This is a genomic window from Aestuariimicrobium kwangyangense DSM 21549, assembly GCF_000421525.1.
In the GTDB taxonomy this organism is placed as follows: Bacteria; Actinomycetota; Actinomycetes; order Propionibacteriales; family Propionibacteriaceae; genus Aestuariimicrobium; species Aestuariimicrobium kwangyangense.
The window spans coordinates 395,735-414,441 of the sequence record NZ_ATXE01000002.1 but is presented as its reverse complement, the minus strand read 5'-3'; the positions used below and the strand labels follow the sequence as shown (position 1 = coordinate 414,441).

At 68.8% G+C, this 18,707-nt stretch carries 15 protein-coding genes; 13 read left to right on the top strand and 2 right to left on the bottom strand.

The genetic code is table 11. The features are described from left to right. Positions 1-23: 23 nt before the first annotated feature. Both H507_RS15725 and H507_RS0108555 read left to right on the top strand, forming a co-directional pair. Entirely contained in the window at positions 24-1,058 is a 1,035-nt protein-coding gene (locus H507_RS15725) for a potassium channel family protein (RefSeq protein WP_425393310.1), read from the top strand. A gap of 39 nt (positions 1,059-1,097) precedes the next feature. Next, positions 1,098-3,401 (top strand): RelA/SpoT family protein, encoded by a 2,304-nt coding sequence (locus H507_RS0108555; protein ID WP_026377993.1) that lies wholly within the window; start codon positions 1,098-1,100, stop codon positions 3,399-3,401. Between the two features lie 18 nt (positions 3,402-3,419). Here the strand turns inward: H507_RS0108555 and H507_RS0108550 are convergent, their stop codons facing one another. After that, complete coding sequence (locus H507_RS0108550; protein WP_022910301.1) at positions 3,420-4,664, bottom strand: DUF349 domain-containing protein; 1,245 nt, start codon at positions 4,662-4,664, stop codon at positions 3,420-3,422. 82 nt (positions 4,665-4,746) lie between these two features. On the opposite strand from H507_RS0108550, the gene hisS reads away from it, so the two are divergent. The 11 genes from hisS (at position 4,747) to aroB (ending at position 18,054) form a co-directional block, all read left to right on the top strand. After that, positions 4,747-6,093, top strand: a complete 1,347-nt coding sequence (gene hisS / locus H507_RS0108545; RefSeq protein WP_022910300.1) for a histidine--tRNA ligase — start codon at positions 4,747-4,749, stop codon at positions 6,091-6,093. 77 nt (positions 6,094-6,170) lie between these two features. Continuing rightward, complete coding sequence (aspS, locus tag H507_RS0108540) at positions 6,171-7,982, top strand: aspartate--tRNA ligase (protein ID WP_022910299.1); 1,812 nt, start codon at positions 6,171-6,173, stop codon at positions 7,980-7,982. Continuing rightward, positions 7,975-8,652, top strand: coding sequence for a dienelactone hydrolase family protein (locus tag H507_RS0108535; RefSeq protein WP_022910298.1), 678 nt, complete (start codon positions 7,975-7,977; stop codon positions 8,650-8,652). The genes aspS and H507_RS0108535 overlap by 8 nt, the downstream gene beginning before the upstream one ends. 20 nt (positions 8,653-8,672) lie before the next feature. Next, positions 8,673-10,034, top strand: coding sequence for a replication-associated recombination protein A (locus H507_RS0108530; RefSeq protein ID WP_026377992.1), 1,362 nt, complete (start codon positions 8,673-8,675; stop codon positions 10,032-10,034). An 88-nt stretch (positions 10,035-10,122) separates the two neighbouring features. Next, complete coding sequence (alaS, locus tag H507_RS0108525) at positions 10,123-12,795, top strand: alanine--tRNA ligase (protein WP_026377991.1); 2,673 nt, start codon at positions 10,123-10,125, stop codon at positions 12,793-12,795. A 40-nt stretch (positions 12,796-12,835) separates the two neighbouring features. Beyond that, a complete protein-coding gene (ruvX, locus tag H507_RS0108520) occupies positions 12,836-13,273 on the top strand; it encodes a Holliday junction resolvase RuvX (RefSeq protein ID WP_040438196.1) in 438 nt (145 codons plus the stop codon). Positions 13,274-13,307: 34 nt separating this feature from the next. After that, positions 13,308-14,420 carry an endolytic transglycosylase MltG gene (mltG, locus tag H507_RS0108515; RefSeq protein ID WP_051139758.1) on the top strand — a complete coding sequence of 371 codons (1,113 nt, stop codon included), beginning with the start codon at positions 13,308-13,310 and terminating at the stop codon, positions 14,418-14,420. Next, positions 14,393-15,235, top strand: a complete 843-nt coding sequence (locus H507_RS0108510) for a shikimate dehydrogenase family protein (protein ID WP_245558877.1) — start codon at positions 14,393-14,395, stop codon at positions 15,233-15,235. The genes mltG and H507_RS0108510 overlap by 28 nt, the downstream gene beginning before the upstream one ends. A 13-nt stretch (positions 15,236-15,248) precedes the next feature. Then, a complete protein-coding gene (gene aroC, locus H507_RS0108505; RefSeq protein ID WP_022910294.1) occupies positions 15,249-16,436 on the top strand; it encodes a chorismate synthase in 1,188 nt (395 codons plus the stop codon). Then, on the top strand, positions 16,433-16,948 hold the full coding sequence (locus H507_RS0108500; protein WP_022910293.1) for a shikimate kinase: 516 nt from the start codon (positions 16,433-16,435) through the stop codon (positions 16,946-16,948). Before aroC ends, H507_RS0108500 begins: the two co-directional genes overlap by 4 nt. After that, positions 16,945-18,054 (top strand): 3-dehydroquinate synthase, encoded by a 1,110-nt coding sequence (aroB, locus tag H507_RS0108495; protein ID WP_022910292.1) that lies wholly within the window; start codon positions 16,945-16,947, stop codon positions 18,052-18,054. Before H507_RS0108500 ends, aroB begins: the two co-directional genes overlap by 4 nt. On the opposite strand, the gene H507_RS17325 is transcribed toward aroB, so the two are convergent. Next, complete coding sequence (locus H507_RS17325; RefSeq protein ID WP_022910291.1) at positions 18,038-18,706, bottom strand: pentapeptide repeat-containing protein; 669 nt, start codon at positions 18,704-18,706, stop codon at positions 18,038-18,040. The genes aroB and H507_RS17325 overlap by 17 nt on opposite strands. Position 18,707 lies beyond the last annotated feature (1 nt).

Below are 18,707 nucleotides of genomic sequence, written 5' to 3'. Positions count from 1 at the left end.
GCAAGGGCTGGCGCGACCAGATCATGGTCAGCCTGCCCCGGCCCACCTCGAGCAGCCCCTGGGTCGAACTGGGCAAGCGGCTCGGGGCGGCCTTGCTGCTGCTGATGGCCTCGACCCTGATCGTCTGGTTCGACCGCGGCTCCTACGTCGACAACACCGGTGGTGACGGGATCAGCCTGATCGACGCCATCTACTACTCGACGGTCACCATCACCACCACCGGTTACGGTGACATCACCCCGCTCGCCACCCACGCCCGCCTCATCAACGCCCTCGTGGTCACCCCGCTGCGCATCGGCTTCCTCGTGTTGTTGGTCGGCACCACCCTGCAGGTGCTCGCCAACGAGGGCCGCCGCGGCATGCTCGACAGTTCGTGGAGGAAACGCATGCGCAACCACACCGTGGTCATCGGTTACGGCACCAAGGGACGCAGCGCCATCAACGCGTTGCGGCGCAATGACGTGCCCCTTGACCGGATCGTGGTCATCGACGCGGACGAGACCGCCGTCAACGACGCCAACCTCGATGGGCTGGCCGCGTTCACCGGCGACGCCAGCCGCCGTTCGTTGCTGCGCCGTGCCGAGATCTCGAAGGCCCGCGAGGTGATCATCACCCTCAACCGTGACGATGCCGCCATCCTCACGACCCTGACCGTGCGCCAGCTGAACCCTCGCGCACACATCGTGGTCTCGGTGCGCGAACACGAGAACGTGCCGCTGCTGCGCCAGTCCGGCGCCGACATGGTGGTCACCAGTTCCGATGCCGTCGGACGCCTGATGGGCCTGTCGTCGGTCAACCCCTACGTCGGCAACATCATCGAGGACCTGCTCTCCCACGGTGAGGGCCTCGAGGTGGTGCAACGGCCCGTCAAGCAGGACGAGGTGGGCCTCAGCCCCCGCCAGGTCAGCGACGACCGGGTGCTGGGGGTCGTCCGCAACCGCACCCTGCGACGGTTCTACGACTCCACCGTCGACCGGCTGCAACTCGGCGACGAACTCATCGTCGTCCGCAAGTCGGAGGGCGGTGCCGTGCTGGCGCCGAGCGAGGCTGACGACTAGCCGGGTACAGTTGGCCTGCGACCGCGGAAGGAGGCTGTGATGGCTGAATCTCCTGCCGCCCTGCGGCCAGTACCCGAACCCGAACCTGAGTCCCCGGCAACGGCGCGATTCACGTCCGGCCCCGAACAGCCACGGCTGCGGATGCGCCAACGCCTGGCCCGTCTCGGTGCGGTCAAGAGTCCGCAGTCGGCAGTGCTCGACCCCCTGTTCAAGGTCGTGCGGGCCAACCACCCCAAGGCCGACCTGCAACTGCTCGAGCGTGCCTACCACACCGCCGAGCACTACCACCGGGGCCAGTTGCGCAAGTCGGGCGACGCCTACATCACCCATCCACTGGCGGTCACCTCGATCCTGGCCGAACTGGGCATGACCGAACCCACCCTCGTGGCAGCGTTGCTGCACGACACGGTCGAGGACACCAGCTACACCATGGAGCAGCTCACCGCCGACTTCGGCGAGGAGGTGGCCGGGCTGGTCGACGGTGTGACCAAGCTCGACAAGGTGCAGTACGGCGACTCGGCCAAGGCCGAGACGCTGCGCAAGATGGTGATCGCGATGAGCCGCGACATCAGGGTGCTGGTGATCAAACTCGCCGACCGTCTGCACAACATGCGCACCCTGGGCTTCCTTCGCCCCGACAAGCAGAACCGGATCGCCAAGGAGACCCTCGAGATCTTCGCCCCCCTGGCCCACCGACTCGGCATGAACGCCGTCAAGTGGGAGCTGGAGGACCTGGCCTTCTCGACCATGCAACCCAAGGTCTACGACGAGATCGTCCGCCTCGTGGCCGAGAGTGCACCCCAACGCGATCGCGCCCTGCGCGAGGTGATCGCCACCGTCGAGGACGACCTGGCTGCGGCAGGCATCAAGGCCAGCGTCTACGGTCGTCCGAAGCACTACTACTCGATCTACCAGAAGATGGTGGTGCGCGGTCGCGAGTTCTCCGAGATCTACGACCTGATCGGGCTGCGCATCCTGGTCGACAGCAACCGCGACTGCTACTCCGCCCTCGGCGTGATGCACGTGCGCTGGAACCCGCTGCCCGGCCGGTTCAAGGACTACATCGCGATGCCGAAGTACAACATGTACCAGTCCCTCCACACGACGGTGCTGGGCCCCGGCGGCAAGCCCGTGGAGCTGCAGATCCGCACCCACGAGATGCACCGGCGGGCCGAGCTGGGTGTGGCCGCCCACTGGAAGTACAAGCAGGGCAGCAACGACTCGGCCGAGGCCACCGACCTGGCCTGGGTGCACTCGCTCAACCAGTGGAGCCACGAGGCGGACGACCCCGGCGAGTTCCTCGACTCGCTGAGGTTCGAGATCCAGTCGAGCGAGGTCTACGTCTTCACGCCGAAGGGTGACGTGGTGGCACTGCCCACCGACTCCACCCCCGTCGACTTCGCCTACTCGGTGCACACCGAGGTGGGCAACCGCTGCATCGGTGCCCGGGTCAACCAGCGACTGGTTCCGCTGGACACCAAGCTGGCCAATGGTGACGTGGTGGAGGTGCTCACCTCGAAGAACGAGCACGCCGGCCCCTCACGTGACTGGCTCGCCTTCGTCGCCAGCCCGAGGGCTCGCCAGAAGATCAAGCAGCACTTCACCCGTGAGCGCCGCGAGGAGTCGGCCGACAAGGGCAAGGACCTGCTCGCCAAGCAACTGCGCAAGTCGGGGGTGCCGCTGCAGCGGCTGCTCACCCTCGAACACCTGACGGCCGTGGCCGATGACCTGCGGCTGTCGGACGTCAACGCCCTCTACACCGCCATCGGTGACGGTTCGGTGGGCACCCAGCACGTGGTCGAGCTGTTGCTGCGCACCGAGGGTGGGGTCGAGAACGCCCGCGAGGAGTCCTTCGAGGACCGGCCGCTGCCGATCAACCTCTCGCGCCGGACCTCCGAGTCGGGGGTGATCGTCGCCGGCGACCCCGACGTCTACGTCAAGCTGGCCAAGTGCTGCCTGCCGCTACCGGGCGACGACATCATCGGGTTCGTCACCCGCGGCGACGGGGTGTCGGTGCACCGGCGGGACTGCACCAACGCCGACAACCTGCTGAACACCCCCGAGCGCATCCTCGACGTCACCTGGGCACAGAACGCCCAGCAGGGCTACCTGGTGGCCATCCAGATCGAGGGGCTCGACCGGGCGGGCCTGCTCTCGGACGTCAGCCGCACCCTGGCCGAGCAGCACGTCAACATCTTGTCGATCAACATGAACCAGACCAAGGACCGGCTGTTCAAGTTCCGCATGACCTTCGAGTCGGCAGACCCCCGGCACCTCGACCACCTGTTGAAGGCGATCCGGCGGGTACCGGGGGTCTACGACACGTTCCGGGTCAGGCAGTGAGCCTCCGGTCGCTGGGCCTCAGGCGGTGAACTCGTCCAGCGCCTTCTGGGCCTGTTCGCGCCACGAGGTGTAGGTGGCGATGGAGGCGTCCGCCTCCTTCGCGGCCTTGCTGTTGCCCGACTTCTCGGCGCTGTCGCGCTGGGCGGTCAGCTTGTCGATCTGCGCGGTGAACATGTCGACCGTGTCCTGCGCGCGCTGACGGGCCTCGGGATCGGTGCGACGCCACTGCTCCGCCTCCGCGTTCCGGACGGCCTGGTCGAGCTTGCGCACCCGGTCGTCGAGGGTGCGGATGGCATCACGCGGCACCTTGCCCAGTTCGTTGAACTTGGCGAGGAAGTCGCGGTAGGCGGTCTTGCCGGCCTCCGCATCGGTCACCGGCAGGATGCTGGCCTCGGCCTGGTCGAGCAGGGCCTCCTTGGCCTTCTGGTTCGCGGTGAACTCGGCGTTCTGCTCGTCCAGCACCGCGTTGCGGCGCCCGAAGAACTCGTCCTGGATGGCCCGGAACCGGGCCCACAACTTGTCGTCGACGCCCCGGGGGGCCGAACCGGCCGCCTTCCACCGGTTCATCAGGTCGCGGAACCCGGCCGCGCCAACACCGAAGTCCTCGGTCTTGGCCAGCTCCTCCGACTCGGCGATGATCTGTTCCTTGGCCTGCTGGGCCGTGGAGCGGGCCGCGTTGCGCTCGGCGAACTGGGCCTTGCGGCGGCGGGTGTAGGTGGTGCGGGCCGACGAGAAGCGGTGCCACAGGTCGTCGTCGGTGGCCTTGTCGATGCGGGGGAGCGCCTTCCACTCCTCGAGCAGGGTGCGGAAGCGATTGACCCCGTCTCGCCAGTCATTGCCGGCCGCGAGCTTCTCGGCCTCGGTGACCATGCCCTCCTTGGCCTGCTTCGTGCGGGCGTGCGCCTCGGCCCGTTCCGCGCGCTTGGCCTCCTGCTTGGCGGCGAGCGTCGGCGCCAGAGCCTGCAGGCGGGCCAGCAGACCGTCGAGGTCGCCGACCGCATTGGCCTCACCGATCTGCGTGGTCAACGCGTCCACCTTCTTGCGTGCCTCGTCGCCGCCCAGCGCTCCGGAACCTATGCGCGCCTCGGCCAGGCTCACCTCGGTCTCGAGCGCCAGGAAGCGACGCACGAAGAACTCCAGGGCTTCGGCGGGCGGAACATCGGGCACCTGGCCGACTCGTCGCTCGCCTGCGGACGTGGTGACGTAGACCGTGCCATCTTCTTCGACTCGGCCGAAGCTGGCAGGACCTGTGGATTCGCTCATGGGTCCATCTTGCCCGATAGGCTGGTCGGCGCGCTCACCCCTTCCGCCCCCCACCCCTTCCGCCCTGAGGAAAGATCACGCTGTGGCTCGTCCCCAACCGCTCTCCGGATTCCCCGAGTACCTGCCGGCACAGTCGGCCGTCGAGCAACAGCTGATCACGCTCCTGCGGGAGACCTTCGAGTTGCACGGGTTCGGCCGGATCGAGACCCGGGCGGTCGAGCCGCTGGAGCAGTTGAACCGCAAGGGTGAGATCACCAAGGAGGTGTACACGGTCAAGCGGCTGCACGCGGCCGCCGACGACACCGCGGAACTGGGTCTGCACTTCGACCTGACCGTACCCTTCGCGCGCTACGTGCTCGAGAACGCTGGCCACCTGGTCTTCCCCTTCCGCCGCCACCAGATCCAGAAGGTGTGGCGGGGGGAACGACCGCAGGAGGGTCGCTACCGCGAGTTCTGCCAGGCCGACATCGACGTCGTCGGCCAGGACACCCTCGCCGCCCACCACGACTCCGAGGTGGTGCTGGTCGCGCTCGAGGCCTTCGAGAAGATGCACACCCAGTTGAACCTGCCCCCGGTGCTGATGAGGGTGAACAACCGCAAGCTCGCCCAGGGGTTCTACGACGGGCTGGGAGTGGTCGACGCGCTGGCCGTCATCCAGCGGGTCGACAAGATCCACAAGATCGGACGCGACGGGGTCGCCACCCTGCTGGCCGACGAGTGTGGGCTCACCCCCGACCAGATCGAACCGGTGCTGGCCCTGGCCGCCATCCGTTCGGAGGACTCCTCGTTCGTCGACCGCGTGCTCTCGCTGGTGGCCGACCACCCCGAACTCGACAACGACCTGCTGCGCACCGGGCTGGACGAGCTCTCCGCACTGATCGCGCTGGTCGCCCGTCACTTCCCGGGACGAGCGGTGGCCGACCTGTCCATCGCCCGCGGCCTCGACTACTACACCGGTGCCGTCTTCGAGATCGAACTGGTCGGCTACGAGTCGCTGGGCACCATCTCGGCCGGCGGCCGTTACGACGCGCTCGCCAGTGACGGCAAGCGCACCTTCCCGGGTGTCGGCATCTCGGTGGGGGTGACCCGCATCCTGGCGCCGCTGCTGGGCCGGGGTGTGCTGACGGCGAACCGTTCGGTGCCCAGTTGCGTCCTGGTCGCTGTCGACAGCGAGGACGACCGAACCGTCGCCGTCGAGGTCGCCACCGCGCTACGGTCCCGCGGCATCCCCTGTGAGGTGGCACCCAAGGCTGACAAGTTCGGGCGCCAGATCAGGCATGCAGACCGACGGGGGATCCCCTATGTCTGGTTCGGTGGTGCGAACGGTCAGGTGAAGGACATCCGTTCGGGCGACCAGGTCGACGCCTCCGCCGCGGAATGGCAGCCACCGAGCGAGGATCTTTTCCCGCGCGTCATCCACCCTGCCTGACCTAGGCTTGGCCCGGGCCTCCAGCCACACACGCGGGCGCACTGTCGATGCGCACGCAACAACGGAAAAGGACAACCATGCTCAGAACCCATGAAGCAGGCACGCTCCGCGCGGAACACGCCGGACGGACCGTCACCCTCACCGGGTGGGTGGCCAAGCGCCGCGACCACGGTGGGGTCGCCTTCATCGACCTGCGCGACGCCTCCGGCATCGCCCAGGTCGTCGTCCGTGACGAGATCCTCGAGTCGTCGGGGGCCCACGACCTGCGCAACGAGTTCTGCATCAAGGTGACCGGTGTGGTCGAGGCCCGGCCCGAGGGCAACGCCAACCCCGACCTGCCCACCGGTGAGATCGAGGTCGCGATCACCGACCTCGAAGTCCTCAACGCTGCCGCCCCGTTGCCCTTCCAGATCGACCAGCGGGTCACGGTGGGTGAGGACGCCCGCCTGAAGTACCGCTACCTCGACCTGCGTCGGCCGCGGCAGGCCGAGGCGATCCGGTTGCGCTCCAAGGTGACCCGGGCCATCCGGGAGGTGCTCGACGAGCGGGAGTTCGTCGACGTCGAGACCCCCACCCTGACCCGTTCGACCCCCGAGGGCGCTCGTGACTTCCTCGTGCCGGCCCGGCTGCACCCCGGCAGTTGGTACGCGCTGCCGCAGAGCCCCCAACTGTTCAAGCAGTTGTTGATGGTCGCGGGCCTCGAGCGCTACTACCAGATCGCGCGTTGCTACCGCGACGAGGACTTCCGCGCCGACCGCCAGCCCGAGTTCACCCAACTCGACATCGAGATGAGCTTCGTCGACCAGGACGATGTCATGGAACTGGCCGAATCGGTGATGGCCAACTGCTGGAAGCTGATCGGTGTCGACCTGCCCTCGCCGTTGCCGCGGATCACCTGGCACGAGGCAATGGACTCCTACGGCTCCGACAAGCCCGACCTGCGCTTCGACCTGAAACTGACCGAGGTCACCGACTTCTTCTCGGGCACCCCGTTCCGGGTGTTCCAGGCCCCCTACGTCGGTGCCGTGGTGATGCCCGGCGGCGCCGACCAGCCCCGCCGGCAGTTCGATGCCTGGCAGGAGTGGGCCAAGCAGCGCGGTGCCCGTGGCCTCGCCTACATCACCATCTCGTCCGAGGGTGAGTTGGGTGGCCCGGTCTCGAAGAACATCTCCGAGGCCGAGCGGGCAGGCATCGCCGAGCGGGTGGGGGCGAAGCCCGGTGACTGCATCTTCTTCGGCGCGGGGGCCCGCGAGACCACCCAGGAACTGCTGGGTGCGGCCCGTCTCGAGATCGGACGCCGCTGCGGCCTGATCGACGAGAGCGCATGGAGCTTCCTGTGGGTGGTCGACGCCCCGCTGTTCAAGTCGACCTCCGACGCCGTCGCCTCGGGTGACGTCGCCGTCGGTGGTGGCTCCTGGACGGCCGTGCACCACGCCTTCACCTCGCCTCGTCCGGAGTCCATGGAGACCTTCGACACCGATCCGGGTTCGGCGTTGAGCTACGGCTACGACTTCGTCTGCAACGGCAACGAGGTCGGTGGCGGGTCGATCCGTATCCATCGCCGCGACGTGCAGGAGCGCGTCTTCAAGGTGATGGGCCTCTCGCCCGAGGAGTCGCAGGAGAAGTTCGGCTTCCTGCTCGACGCCTTCCAGTTCGGCGCGCCCCCGCACGGCGGCATCGCATTCGGCCTCGACCGGCTGGTCATGCTGCTGGGCGGTTTCGACACCATCCGCGACGTGATCGCCTTCCCGAAGTCCGGTGGCGGTTTCGACCCGCTCACCCAGGCACCTGCGCCGATCACGGCCCAGCAGCGCAAGGAGGCGGGCGTCGACGCCCGACCGGAGAAGAAGGATGCGCCGGAGAAGAAGGTCGAGAAGCTCGATGCCTGAGGCCACCGTCCCGATCGAACTGGTGGAGTCGCCCGAGGGGTCGGGTGCGGCCATCGTGCTGGTGCACGAGATCTTCGGACGCTCGCAGTACATGCGCACTCGCGCCCGTGACCTGGCGGCGCTCGGCTACACCGTCGCCCTGCCGCAGCTGTACTGGCGCATCGGCGCCGACGCAGTCGACGAGAACGGCGACGACTCGCTGGAGCGCGGTGTCGCAATGATGCGGCAGGTCGACTGGCAGCAGGCGGTCGACGACGTGCGGCTGGTCATCGCCTCCCTGCGCCGTGAACCTCGCACCGGCGGCCGGGTGGCCCTGGTCGGCTTCTGCTTCGGTGGTGGCCTGGCCTACGCAGCCCTGCAGGGGGCGGCCGACGGTGAGCGAGCCGACGCCCTGGTGAGCTACTACGGGTCTGCGCTGCCGAACCTGGTCGACGGCGAAGCGGTGACAGTACCGAGCCTGCACCACTTCGGCGACGCCGACGCCTACCTGACCTCCGACGCGGTGGAGCACATCTGCGAGGTGGTGCAGCACAACGGCGCCGAGGTGAAGCTGTGGCAGGGCGCCGGTCACGCCTTCGACAACCCCGCCCCGCAGTTCCACCACGCCCAGGCCTCCGACGCTGCCTGGGAGGCAACCGTGGAGTGGTTGCGCACCCACTACCCGGCCTGACCCGCGACTGACACAGAGCCATGACTGACCTGTTCGGCAACCCCGACCCCGGCACCGCACCGACAGCCGGTGGATCGTTGGGCGGCGCCCGGCAGGGCGGTCAGCCGTTGGCGGTGAGGCTTCGTCCGCGCAGCATCGACGAGATCGTCGGCCAGCAGCACCTGCTCGGCCCCGGTTCACCGCTGCGTCGGCTGGCCGACGGCAGCCAGGCGATGTCTGTCTTCCTCTGGGGACCGCCCGGGGTGGGCAAGACCACCATCGCCTCGGTGGTCTCGCACTCCACGAACCGCAGGTTCGTCGAGATCTCTGCCGTGACGGCCGGGGTGAAGCAGGTGCGCGAGGAACTCGACACCGCCTCGCGTGAGCTGGCCCGCGGACGCGGAACCGTGCTGTTCATCGACGAGGTCCACCGGTTCTCCAAGGCCCAGCAGGACGTACTCCTGCCCGCGGTCGAGAACCGGCTCGTGACGCTGATCGCGGCCACCACCGAGAACCCGAGCTTCTCGGTGATCTCGCCGCTGCTGTCACGTTCGCTGCTGCTCACCCTGAAGCCGCTGACCGACGACGACATCGGCACCCTGGTCGACCGGGGGCTCACCGACGAGCGCGGTGTCCGCACCGCCTCGGGTGAACCGTTCACGCTCGATCCGGAGGCGAGGGCCACCATCGTCCGACTGGCCCAGGGTGACGCCCGGCGGTCGCTGACCTATCTCGAGGAGGCCGCGGCCGGGGCCGAGGCGCTGGGGGAGACCCGGATCACCCCCGAGATCGTGGCCAAGGCCGTCGACCGCGCCACGGTTCGCTACGACAAGGACGGCGACCAGCACTACGACGTGATCAGCGCCTTCATCAAGAGTGTGCGCGGCTCCGACGTCGACGCGTCGCTGCACTATCTGGCCCGCATGCTCGAGGCGGGGGAGGACCCCCGCTTCATCGCCCGCCGACTGATGATCCTGGCCTCGGAGGACATCGGCATGGCGGCGCCGTCGGTGTTGCAGACGGCGGTCGCCGCCGCTCAGACGGTCCAGTTGATCGGCATGCCGGAGGCGCAACTCACCCTCGCCCACGCCACCATCGCCGCCGCCGTGGCCCCCAAGTCGAACGCGGTCACCACCGCCATCGCAGCCGCCCGCGCCGACGTGCAGGCAGGGAAGGTGGGTCTGGTCCCCGCCCACCTGCGTGACTCCCACTACGCGGGGGCGAAGACGTACGGCCACGGTCAGGGCTACGTGTACCCGCACGACCTCGACCCCGGGGTGGCCCGGCAGCAGTACCTGCCCGACGAACTCGAGGGCACCCACTACTACCAGCCGACCGACCACGGCAACGAGGCAGCGATCGGCAGCCAACTCGAGGCCATCCGGCGGCTCCTCGGTCACTGAGCAGTTGCCGGTAGGCTTGGCTCGCCCCGCGGGCGCTGACACCGGCCGCACCACGACCGCAGGAAACAAGACAACCCGAGGATCACCGATGAAGACCGCAGAAGTTGGCCGCCGCTACGTCGAGTTCTTCCGACGACGCGGCCACGCCGTCGTCCCCAGCGTCTCGCTGGTGCACAACGACCCCAATCTGCTGTTCGTGGTCGCCGGCATGGTGCCGATGGTGCCCTACTTCACCGGCGAGGTGCCGGCGCCGTGGAGCCGGGCCGTCTCGGTGCAGAAGTGCATCCGCACCCTCGACATCGACGAGGTCGGCAAGACCACCCGTCACGGCACCTTCTTCCAGATGCTGGGCAACTTCTCCTTCGGCGACTACTTCAAGGCCGAGGTGATCCCGTGGACCTGGGAGTTCCTCACCGGGTCCGTCGAGGACGGCAACCTCGGTTTCGACCCCGACCGCATCTCCGTCTCGGTGCTCGGCCCGGGCTTCCACCCCGCCTATCCCGAGGGGGACGTCGAGGCGCTCGAGATCTGGCGCTCCATCGGCATGCCCGACGAACGCATCTGGCGGCGTGACCTCAAGGAGAACTACTGGCACATGGGGGTGCCCGGGCCCGGTGGACCCGATTCCGAGGTCTTCTTCGACCGTGGCCCCGAGTTCGGCCCCGACGGGGGTCCGGACGTCAACGACGAGCGTTACCTCGAGATCTGGAACAACGTCTTCCAGCAGGAGGAACTGTCGGCGGTCCGCGCCAAGGACGACTTCGACGTCGCCCGGCCACTGCCCACCAAGAACATCGACACGGGTGCCGGGCTGGAGCGGATGGCGACCCTGCTGCAGGGCAAGCACAACCTCTACGAGATCGACCAGGTCTCGCCGGTGATCGAGCGCGCTGCCGAGCTCTCGGGCAAGGTCTACGGCGCCGACCCCGAGGACGACGTGCGCCTGCGGGTGATCGCCGACCACGTGCGGTCAGGGCTGATGTTGATGAGTGACGGTGTCCGCCCCGGGAACGAGGCCCGTGGCTACGTGTTGCGCCGCCTGTTGCGCCGATCCGTGCGGTCGATGCGTCTGCTCGGCTACCAGGGCACCTCGCTGGTCGACCTGCTCGACGTGTCCCGGCAGGCGATGAGCGAGTCCTACCCCGAGGTGGAACAGGCCTGGCAGCAGACCGCGGCCGCGGCCGAGGCCGAGGAGGCGACCTTCTCGCGCACCCTGACCAGTGGCACCCAGTTGTTCGAGACCGCGGCCAACCAGGTGCGCGCCGACCAGGGCACCACGCTGTCGGGCGAGAAGGCCTTCCAGTTGCACGACACCTACGGGTTCCCGATCGACCTCACCCTCGAGATGGCTGCCGAGCAGGGGCTCGACGTCGACCGCGGTGCGTTCACCCGGTTGATGACCGAACAGCGCAACCGCGCCAAGGCCGATGCCAGGGCCAAGAAGACCGGCGGTGTCTCCGTCGACGTCTACCGCGGCCTCCGCGAACACGGTGAGACCCCGTTCCTGGGCTACACCGACCTCGTCGTGCCCACCCGCGTGCGCGGCATCATCAGCGACGGCAGCGTCGTCGACCACGCCGCCGCCGGTTCCGTCGTCGAGGTGGTGCTCGCCGAGACCCCCTTCTACGCCGAGTCAGGCGGTCAGGACGCCGACGCCGGGGTGATCAAGGCGGGCGGTTTCGACCTCGAGGTGCTCGACGTCCAACGCCCCGTCCCGGGGCTCGTCGTGCACAAGGTCGCCGTGAACGGGGACCTCGCCGTGGGTGACCAGGTGGAGGCCGCCGTCGACGGTGTCAATCGCCTCGGGGCCTGCCAGGCCCACACCGCCACCCACGTGCTGCACGCCGCGCTGCGCGAACTGGTCGGCTCCGGAGCCACCCAGGCCGGCTCCTACAACAAGCCGGGCTACCTGCGCTTCGACTACTCGGCCCAGGCGGGACTCTCCGACGCGCTGCGCGCCGAGATCGAGGAACGCTGCAACGTCGCGATCAAGGACAACCTGACGATCACCGACACGCAGATGCCGCTGGAGCAGGCCAAGTCGATGGGGGCCATGGCGATGTTCGGGGAGAAGTACCCCGCCATCGTCCGCATGGTCGAGATGGGTGGACCCTGGTCGCGTGAGCTCTGCGGTGGCACGCACGTGCAGACCTCGTCGCAGATCGGGCTGATGGCATTGCTGGGCGAGCAGTCCATCGGGTCGGGCGCCCGTCGTGTCGAGGCGTTGGTCTCGACCGATGCCTTCTCCCACCTGGCGGCCGAGCGTGCCCTCGTGCACGGACTGACCGACGTGCTCAAGGTGCAGCCCGAGCAACTGACCGATCGGGTGCAGAAGCTCGTCGCCGACCTCAAGCAGGCCGAGAAGCAGATCGCCGAACTGCGGGCCGCCCAGTTGCAGGCACAGGCCGGGCAGATGCTCGACCAGGTACGCACCGTCGGCCGCTACCACCTGCTCGCCCTCGAGGTGCCCGGTGTCGGCGGCAACGACCTGCGCGGTCTGGTCACCGACCTGCGAGGCCGGCTGTCCGAGCAGGCCGCTGTCGTGGCCGCCGTGGGTGGTACCAGCGACAAGCCCGCACTGGTGGTGGCGACCACCCAGGCGGCCCGTGAGCTGGGCGCCAAGGCCGGACAACTGGTGTCGGTCGGCACCGTCCCGCTCAGCGGGCGCGGTGGCGGCAAGGACGACCTGGCCCAGGGCGGCGGCACCAACGGCGCCGGCGCCGCCGACGCACTGGCGGCCATCGCCCAAGCACTGGTCTGACCGCGTGCCCACCGACGTGCCCGACGACCTGCCCCCCGTGCTGGACGCCCTCGGCGACCAGCGGGGTGTCCGGTTGTGCTTCGACTGGGGCAAGGCCCGGGTGGGAGTCGCCTACAGCGACCGGGACGGTCTGATGGCCCACCCCGTCGAGACCATCCCGGCACGCGACCAGCCGTTCCGGCGGGTCGCGGTGCTGGTCGCCGAGTACGAACCCGTCGAGGTGGTGCTGGGCTGGCCGCGGAACCTCGCCGGGCAGGAAGGCCCCGCCGTGGAGTTCATGCGCGGGGTGCTGGCCGAACTGCGGACGACGGTGGCGCCGGTGCCCGTGGTGCTGGTCGATGAGCGGATGAGCACGGCGGAGGCGTCACGTAGACTCATGCAGGCTGGCAAGAACGCTCGTCAGCGGCGCGGGATCATCGATCAGGCTGCCGCAGTGGGCATCCTTGAGCAGGCGTTGGAGACCCGGCGCCGGGTCTGACCGGCCGACTTGGAAGGGGCACTGCGTGAGCGGTCTGTTCGTCGACAACGAGGGCAAGTACAACTGGAAGAAGGTGCTCTACCACACCCGTAGTGCCTTCGCCGTGCTGCTCTCGCTCGCGGTGCTCGTCGGGGGTGGCTGGGCCACCTACCACTACGCGAACAAGGCCTACATCGCCTACCGGACCACCGACGACTACCTGGGTTCCGCTGGTGTCAAGGACGTGATGGTGACCGTGCCCCGCGGTGCCGGGATGAACCAGATCGGGTTCATCCTGCTCGACGCCGGCGTGATCAAGTCGATGAAGCCGTGGCGCAAGGTGACCGCAGCCGAGGCGGGCTCGAAGGACATCCAGGCCGGACGCTACAAAATGCGCACCCAGATCTCGGCCGAGGCTGCCTTCAACTACCTGGCCGATCCGAAGAACATCGAGCGCACCCGCGTCACCCTGCCCGAGGGCCTTCGGCTCACCGAGCAGTGGCCGATCATCGAGAAGGCCACCAAGATCAAACCAGCCGACATGAAGGCAGCGGAGCAGAACACCAAGGCCCTGGGCGCCCCCGCGTGGGTGCCGGCCAAGAACGCCGAGGGGATCATGTTCCCCGAGACCTACGAGGTCGACGACAGCCCCACCGCCGCCGAACTGGGCAGCGCACAGGTCAGGCAGTTCAACACCGTGATCACCGACCTGAACTTCGCCGACCGGGCCAAGGCGATCGGGGTCACCCCCTACAACGCGCTGATCGTGGCCAGCATCGCCGAGAAGGAGGTGCGCGGCGAGAAGGACCTCGGTCTGGTTGCCGGCATCTTCTACAACCGACTCAAGGCCGGCATGCCACTGCAGTCGGACGCCACGGTCGTCTACGCCAACAACATCAAGGGACGACTCACCACCACCAACAAGGAGCGGGCCGTCAAGTCCCCGTACAACACCTATGTCAACAAGGGCCTGCCGCCCGGCCCGGTGAGCAACCCGGGCAAGTTGGCGCTGACGGCCGCCGTCAACCCGACCAAGACCGACTTCCTGTACTTCGTGGTGGTCAACCCCGACACCGGTGAGACGGCCTTCGCCAAGACGCTGGCCGACCACAACAAGAACGTCAAGAAGTTCCAGGCGTGGTGCCAGAGCAACCCGGGCAAGTGCTGACCCGGTGTGCGGTGATCGGGCACCCGGTCTCCCACTCCCTCTCCCCGGCCATCCACCGCGCGGCCTACGCCGCGCTCGGCCTCGACTGGGAATACTCCGCCGTCGACGTACCCCCGGGCGGGGTCGCCGCTTTCGTCAACTCGTTGGACGACTCCTGGCGTGGCCTGAGCGTCACCGCCCCCCACAAGGATGACCTGGTCAGCCTCGGCGAGCCGGACGAGACGGTGCTGCTCACCGGGGCGGCCAACACCTGGGTGCGGGACCCGCGGGCGGTGGGTGGTGCGATCGTCCGCAACACCGACGTGCCCGGGTACGGGGTGGCGTTCGCCGCCGCCGGCGTGACCGACCTCGCCACTGCGACCATCGTCGGGAACGGGGCCACGGCCCGGTCGGCCTTGGTCGGGCTCGCCCAGTTGGGCGTGCGCGAGGTGGTCGTGGTGGCCCGCGAACCGGCCCGTGCTGCTGGTCTGGTGGCCTTGGGGGAGCGGCTGGGGGTGGGTGTCTCGCCGATCCGGCTGGGGGGAGCGGTGCGCTCGTCCGACGTGATCGTCTCGACCGTTCCCGCCGCCGGTGCCACCCCCCACGCCGATCGCCTCGCCGCCTCGGCACCTGTGGTCTTCGACTCGGTCTACGACCCATGGCCCACCCCGTTGGCGACGGCCGCGGCACGGCTGGGTTCGGTCGTGCTCAACGGACTCGACCTGCTCGCCGGCCAGGCCGTCGAGCAGATCCGGTGGCACACGGGCCGCGAGGTCGGCTTCGACCTGCTGCGAGCCGCCGCGCAAGACGCAGCGACGGCGCGAATCCAAACCTGAGAGACTGATCGGCATGTTGCGTTACCTGACTGCGGGGGAATCCCACGGCCAAGCCCTGGTCGCCACCATGGAGGGCATCCCGGCCCACGTGCAGGTCTCGACCGAGGAGATCGGACGAGACCTGGCCCGCCGCCGGCTGGGAGTCGGCCGGGGCGCACGCATGAAGTTCGAGGCCGACGCGCTCACCCTGCTCGGGGGATTCCGCCACGGCGAGACCCTGGGTTCGCCGATCGCGCTCACCATCGGCAACACCGAGTGGCCCAAGTGGGAAGAGGCGATGAGCCCCGGCGCCGTCCCCGCCGAGGTGCTCGCGGAGCAGGCCCGCAACGCGCCCCTGACCCGGCCCCGTCCCGGTCACGCCGACCTGGCCGGCATGCAGAAGTACGACTTCGACGAGGCCCGCCCCATCCTGGAGCGTGCCTCGGCCCGCGAGACGGCGGCCCGGGTTGCCCTGGGCGCCATCGCCAAGGCCTTCCTGCAGCAGGCGCTGGGCATCACCGTGCTCTCCCACGTCGTCGAACTGGGCCCCGTGCAGGCGGCCAAGGGGCTGTTCCCCACGCTGAGCGATCTCGAGGCCATCGACGCCGATCCGGTGCGCTGCTTCGACCCCGAGGCCTCTGCGGCCATGCTCGAGGAGGTGGAGGCCTGTCACCGGGAGGGCGACACCCTCGGTGGCGTGGTCGAGGTGCTGGCCTGGGGCCTGCCCCCGGGCCTGGGTTCCCACTCCCAGGGCGATCGCAAGCTGGACGCCAAACTGGCCTACGCCCTGATGGGCATCCAGGCCATCAAGGGTGTGGAACTGGGTGACGGGTTCGGACTGGCCCGCGTGCGCGGATCCCTCGCCCACGACGAGATCGAACCGGGTGCTGACGGCATCCACCGGCTCAGCCAGCACTCGGGCGGTACCGAGGGCGGCATGAGCACCGGTGAACTGCTGCGGGTGCGAGCGGCCATGAAGCCCATCGCGACCGTGCCCCGCGCGCTGCGCACCCTCGACGTGTCGACCGGTGAGCCGGCCAAGGCCCACCACCAGCGTTCCGACGTCTGCGCGGTACCGGCTGCGGGGGTGGTGGCCGAGGCCATGGTCGCCCTGGTGCTGGCCGAGGTGGCGCTCGAGAAGTTCGGCGGCGACTCGGTCGCCGAGACCCGACGCAACGCCGAGGCCTACCTGGCCGACGTGCGGGCACGGGGGCTCGGGTGACCATCGTCTTCGTCGGCCTACCGGCCTCGGGCAAGACCACCCTCGGACGTGCTCTGGCCGCGCGACTGGGGTTGGAGTTCGTCGACGTCGACCAGGTGATCGAGGACCGGGCCGCCAAGACCATCGCCGAGATCTTCGTGGACGAGGGGGAGGCCCACTTCCGCGGACTGGAGCGGGACACCACGCTCGAGCTCCTGGGACCGCCCGACGAGCCCGCCAAGCGGGTGCTGTCGTTGGGTGGAGGGGCCGTGATGGACGACCAGATCCGCGACGCCCTGGCCGGTCACGACGTCATCTGGCTGCAGGTGTCGGTGACCCACGCCACCCGGCGGGTGGGCATGAACGTGATGCGACCGCTGGTGCTGGGTGACGTTCGGGCCAATCTGGAGCGATTGCAGGCCGAGCGCGAACCCCTCTACCGGGAGGTCGCCCGCCATGAGATCGACACCACCGACCGTCGGCCCGAGGCACTGGTCGACGCGATCCTCGAGCTGCTGGGCGGGTCCCGGTGACCCGGAGCCTCGAGGTCAATGCCGAGCGGCCCTACCGGGTCGAGATCGGCCCTGGTGTCTCGGCTCGCCTGGCCGAACTCGTCGGATCGGCGGCTCGGGTGGCCATCGTCCACCCCGAATCACTGACGACACGTACCGCAACGCTGACCCGTGACCTGGAAGCCGGCGGGAGGCGCGTCCTGCCGCTGCTGGTCCCCACCGGCGAACAGGCCAAGTTCGCCGACGTCCTGGTCTCGTGCTGGGAACAGCTGGCCGAGGCCGGGTTCACCCGCAGCGATGTCGTGGTCGGTCTGGGTGGGGGAGCGACAACCGATCTGGCAGGTTTCGTCGCCGCCAGTTGGCTGCGTGGGGTGGGCTACGTCGCCATGCCCACCTCGGTGCTCGGGATGGTGGACGCCGCCGTCGGCGGGAAGACCGGTATCAACCTGCCCGCCGGCAAGAACCTGGTCGGTGCCTTCTGGGAGCCGCTCGGGGTGATCTGCGACCTCGACACTCTGGTCGACCTGCCGCCGGCCGAGGTGGTCAACGGGCTCGCCGAGGTGATCAAGTGCGGGTTCATCGCCGACCCCGGCATCCTCGACCTGGTCGAGGCCGATCCCCGCGAAGCGCTCGACCCCACCTCGGAGGTGCTGGCCGAGCTGATCACCCGCGGGATCGCGGTGAAGGCGCGCACCGTGTCGTCCGACCTGCGTGAGCAGACCTCCGTCGGTGCCAGCGTCGGGCGGGAGGCGCTCAACTACGGCCACACCCTGGGACATGCCATCGAGAAGGCCGAACACTTCGGCTGGCGACATGGCGAGGCGATCAGTGTGGGCATGGTCTTCGCTGCCGAACTGTCGGCCCGCACCCTCGGGTTGGACGAATCCACCCTCGCCCGACACCGGGCAGTGCTGGCCTCGGTGGGGCTGCCGATCGGCTACACCGGTGCCGACTGGGCGGAGCTCCGGGCTGCCATGAGCCTGGACAAGAAGACCCGAGGCTCGGCCCTGCGCTTCGTCGGCCTGCCCGAGGTCGGTCGGGTGCAGATCATCGACGCCCCCGACGAGGCCCTGCTGGCAGAGTGCTTCGGCCACCTGCTGACGAGCGGGGTCAATCCTCGGGATTGAGCAGGATTCCCAGCTCGGCGGCCAATTGGTGGCTCAACTCGACGATGTCGAGCGGGTCGATGGCCATGCCTCGTAGACCAGAGATCGTCTTCGCACCGGCGAGTTGACTGGCGCGGATGCGACCCCTGGTGGTGCGCAGACCATGGAACTGCACCTCGGAGAGGTCGCAGCCCTCGAAGCTGACATCGATCAGTTGCGCGGACGAGAGGTCGGCACCCCGAAGTCGGCAGTCGACGAAACGCACCCGGGAGAGCTTGGCGAAGCGGAGGTTCGCCAAGTCGAGCAGACACCCGGTGAACAGTGCGTCCTGCACCACGGCCTGGGACAGGTCGAACCCGGTCATGCGGCAGTCGGTGAAGACGACGCGTCGCAACCCCGCCTCGGTGAGTCGGGCGTTGGCGAGGTCGGCGTTGGCCACCGTCAGGTCGTACCAGCTTGGTTTGAACCACTCGGAGTTGGCGGCGGTGCCACCGTCCACCGTGCTCGTACCCCACTCGACGAATTCGCAGGCGTGCCATTCGAGGGCCAGTGCCTGCACGGCCAGGCCTTCGACGAGGGAGTCGTCGGCCAAGTCGGAGCCGGAGAGTTCGGCCCGCCCGGTGAGGTTGTCGTGGCGAGGGGGGAAGGGTGCCCGAGGCGCGGTGGAGGCCATG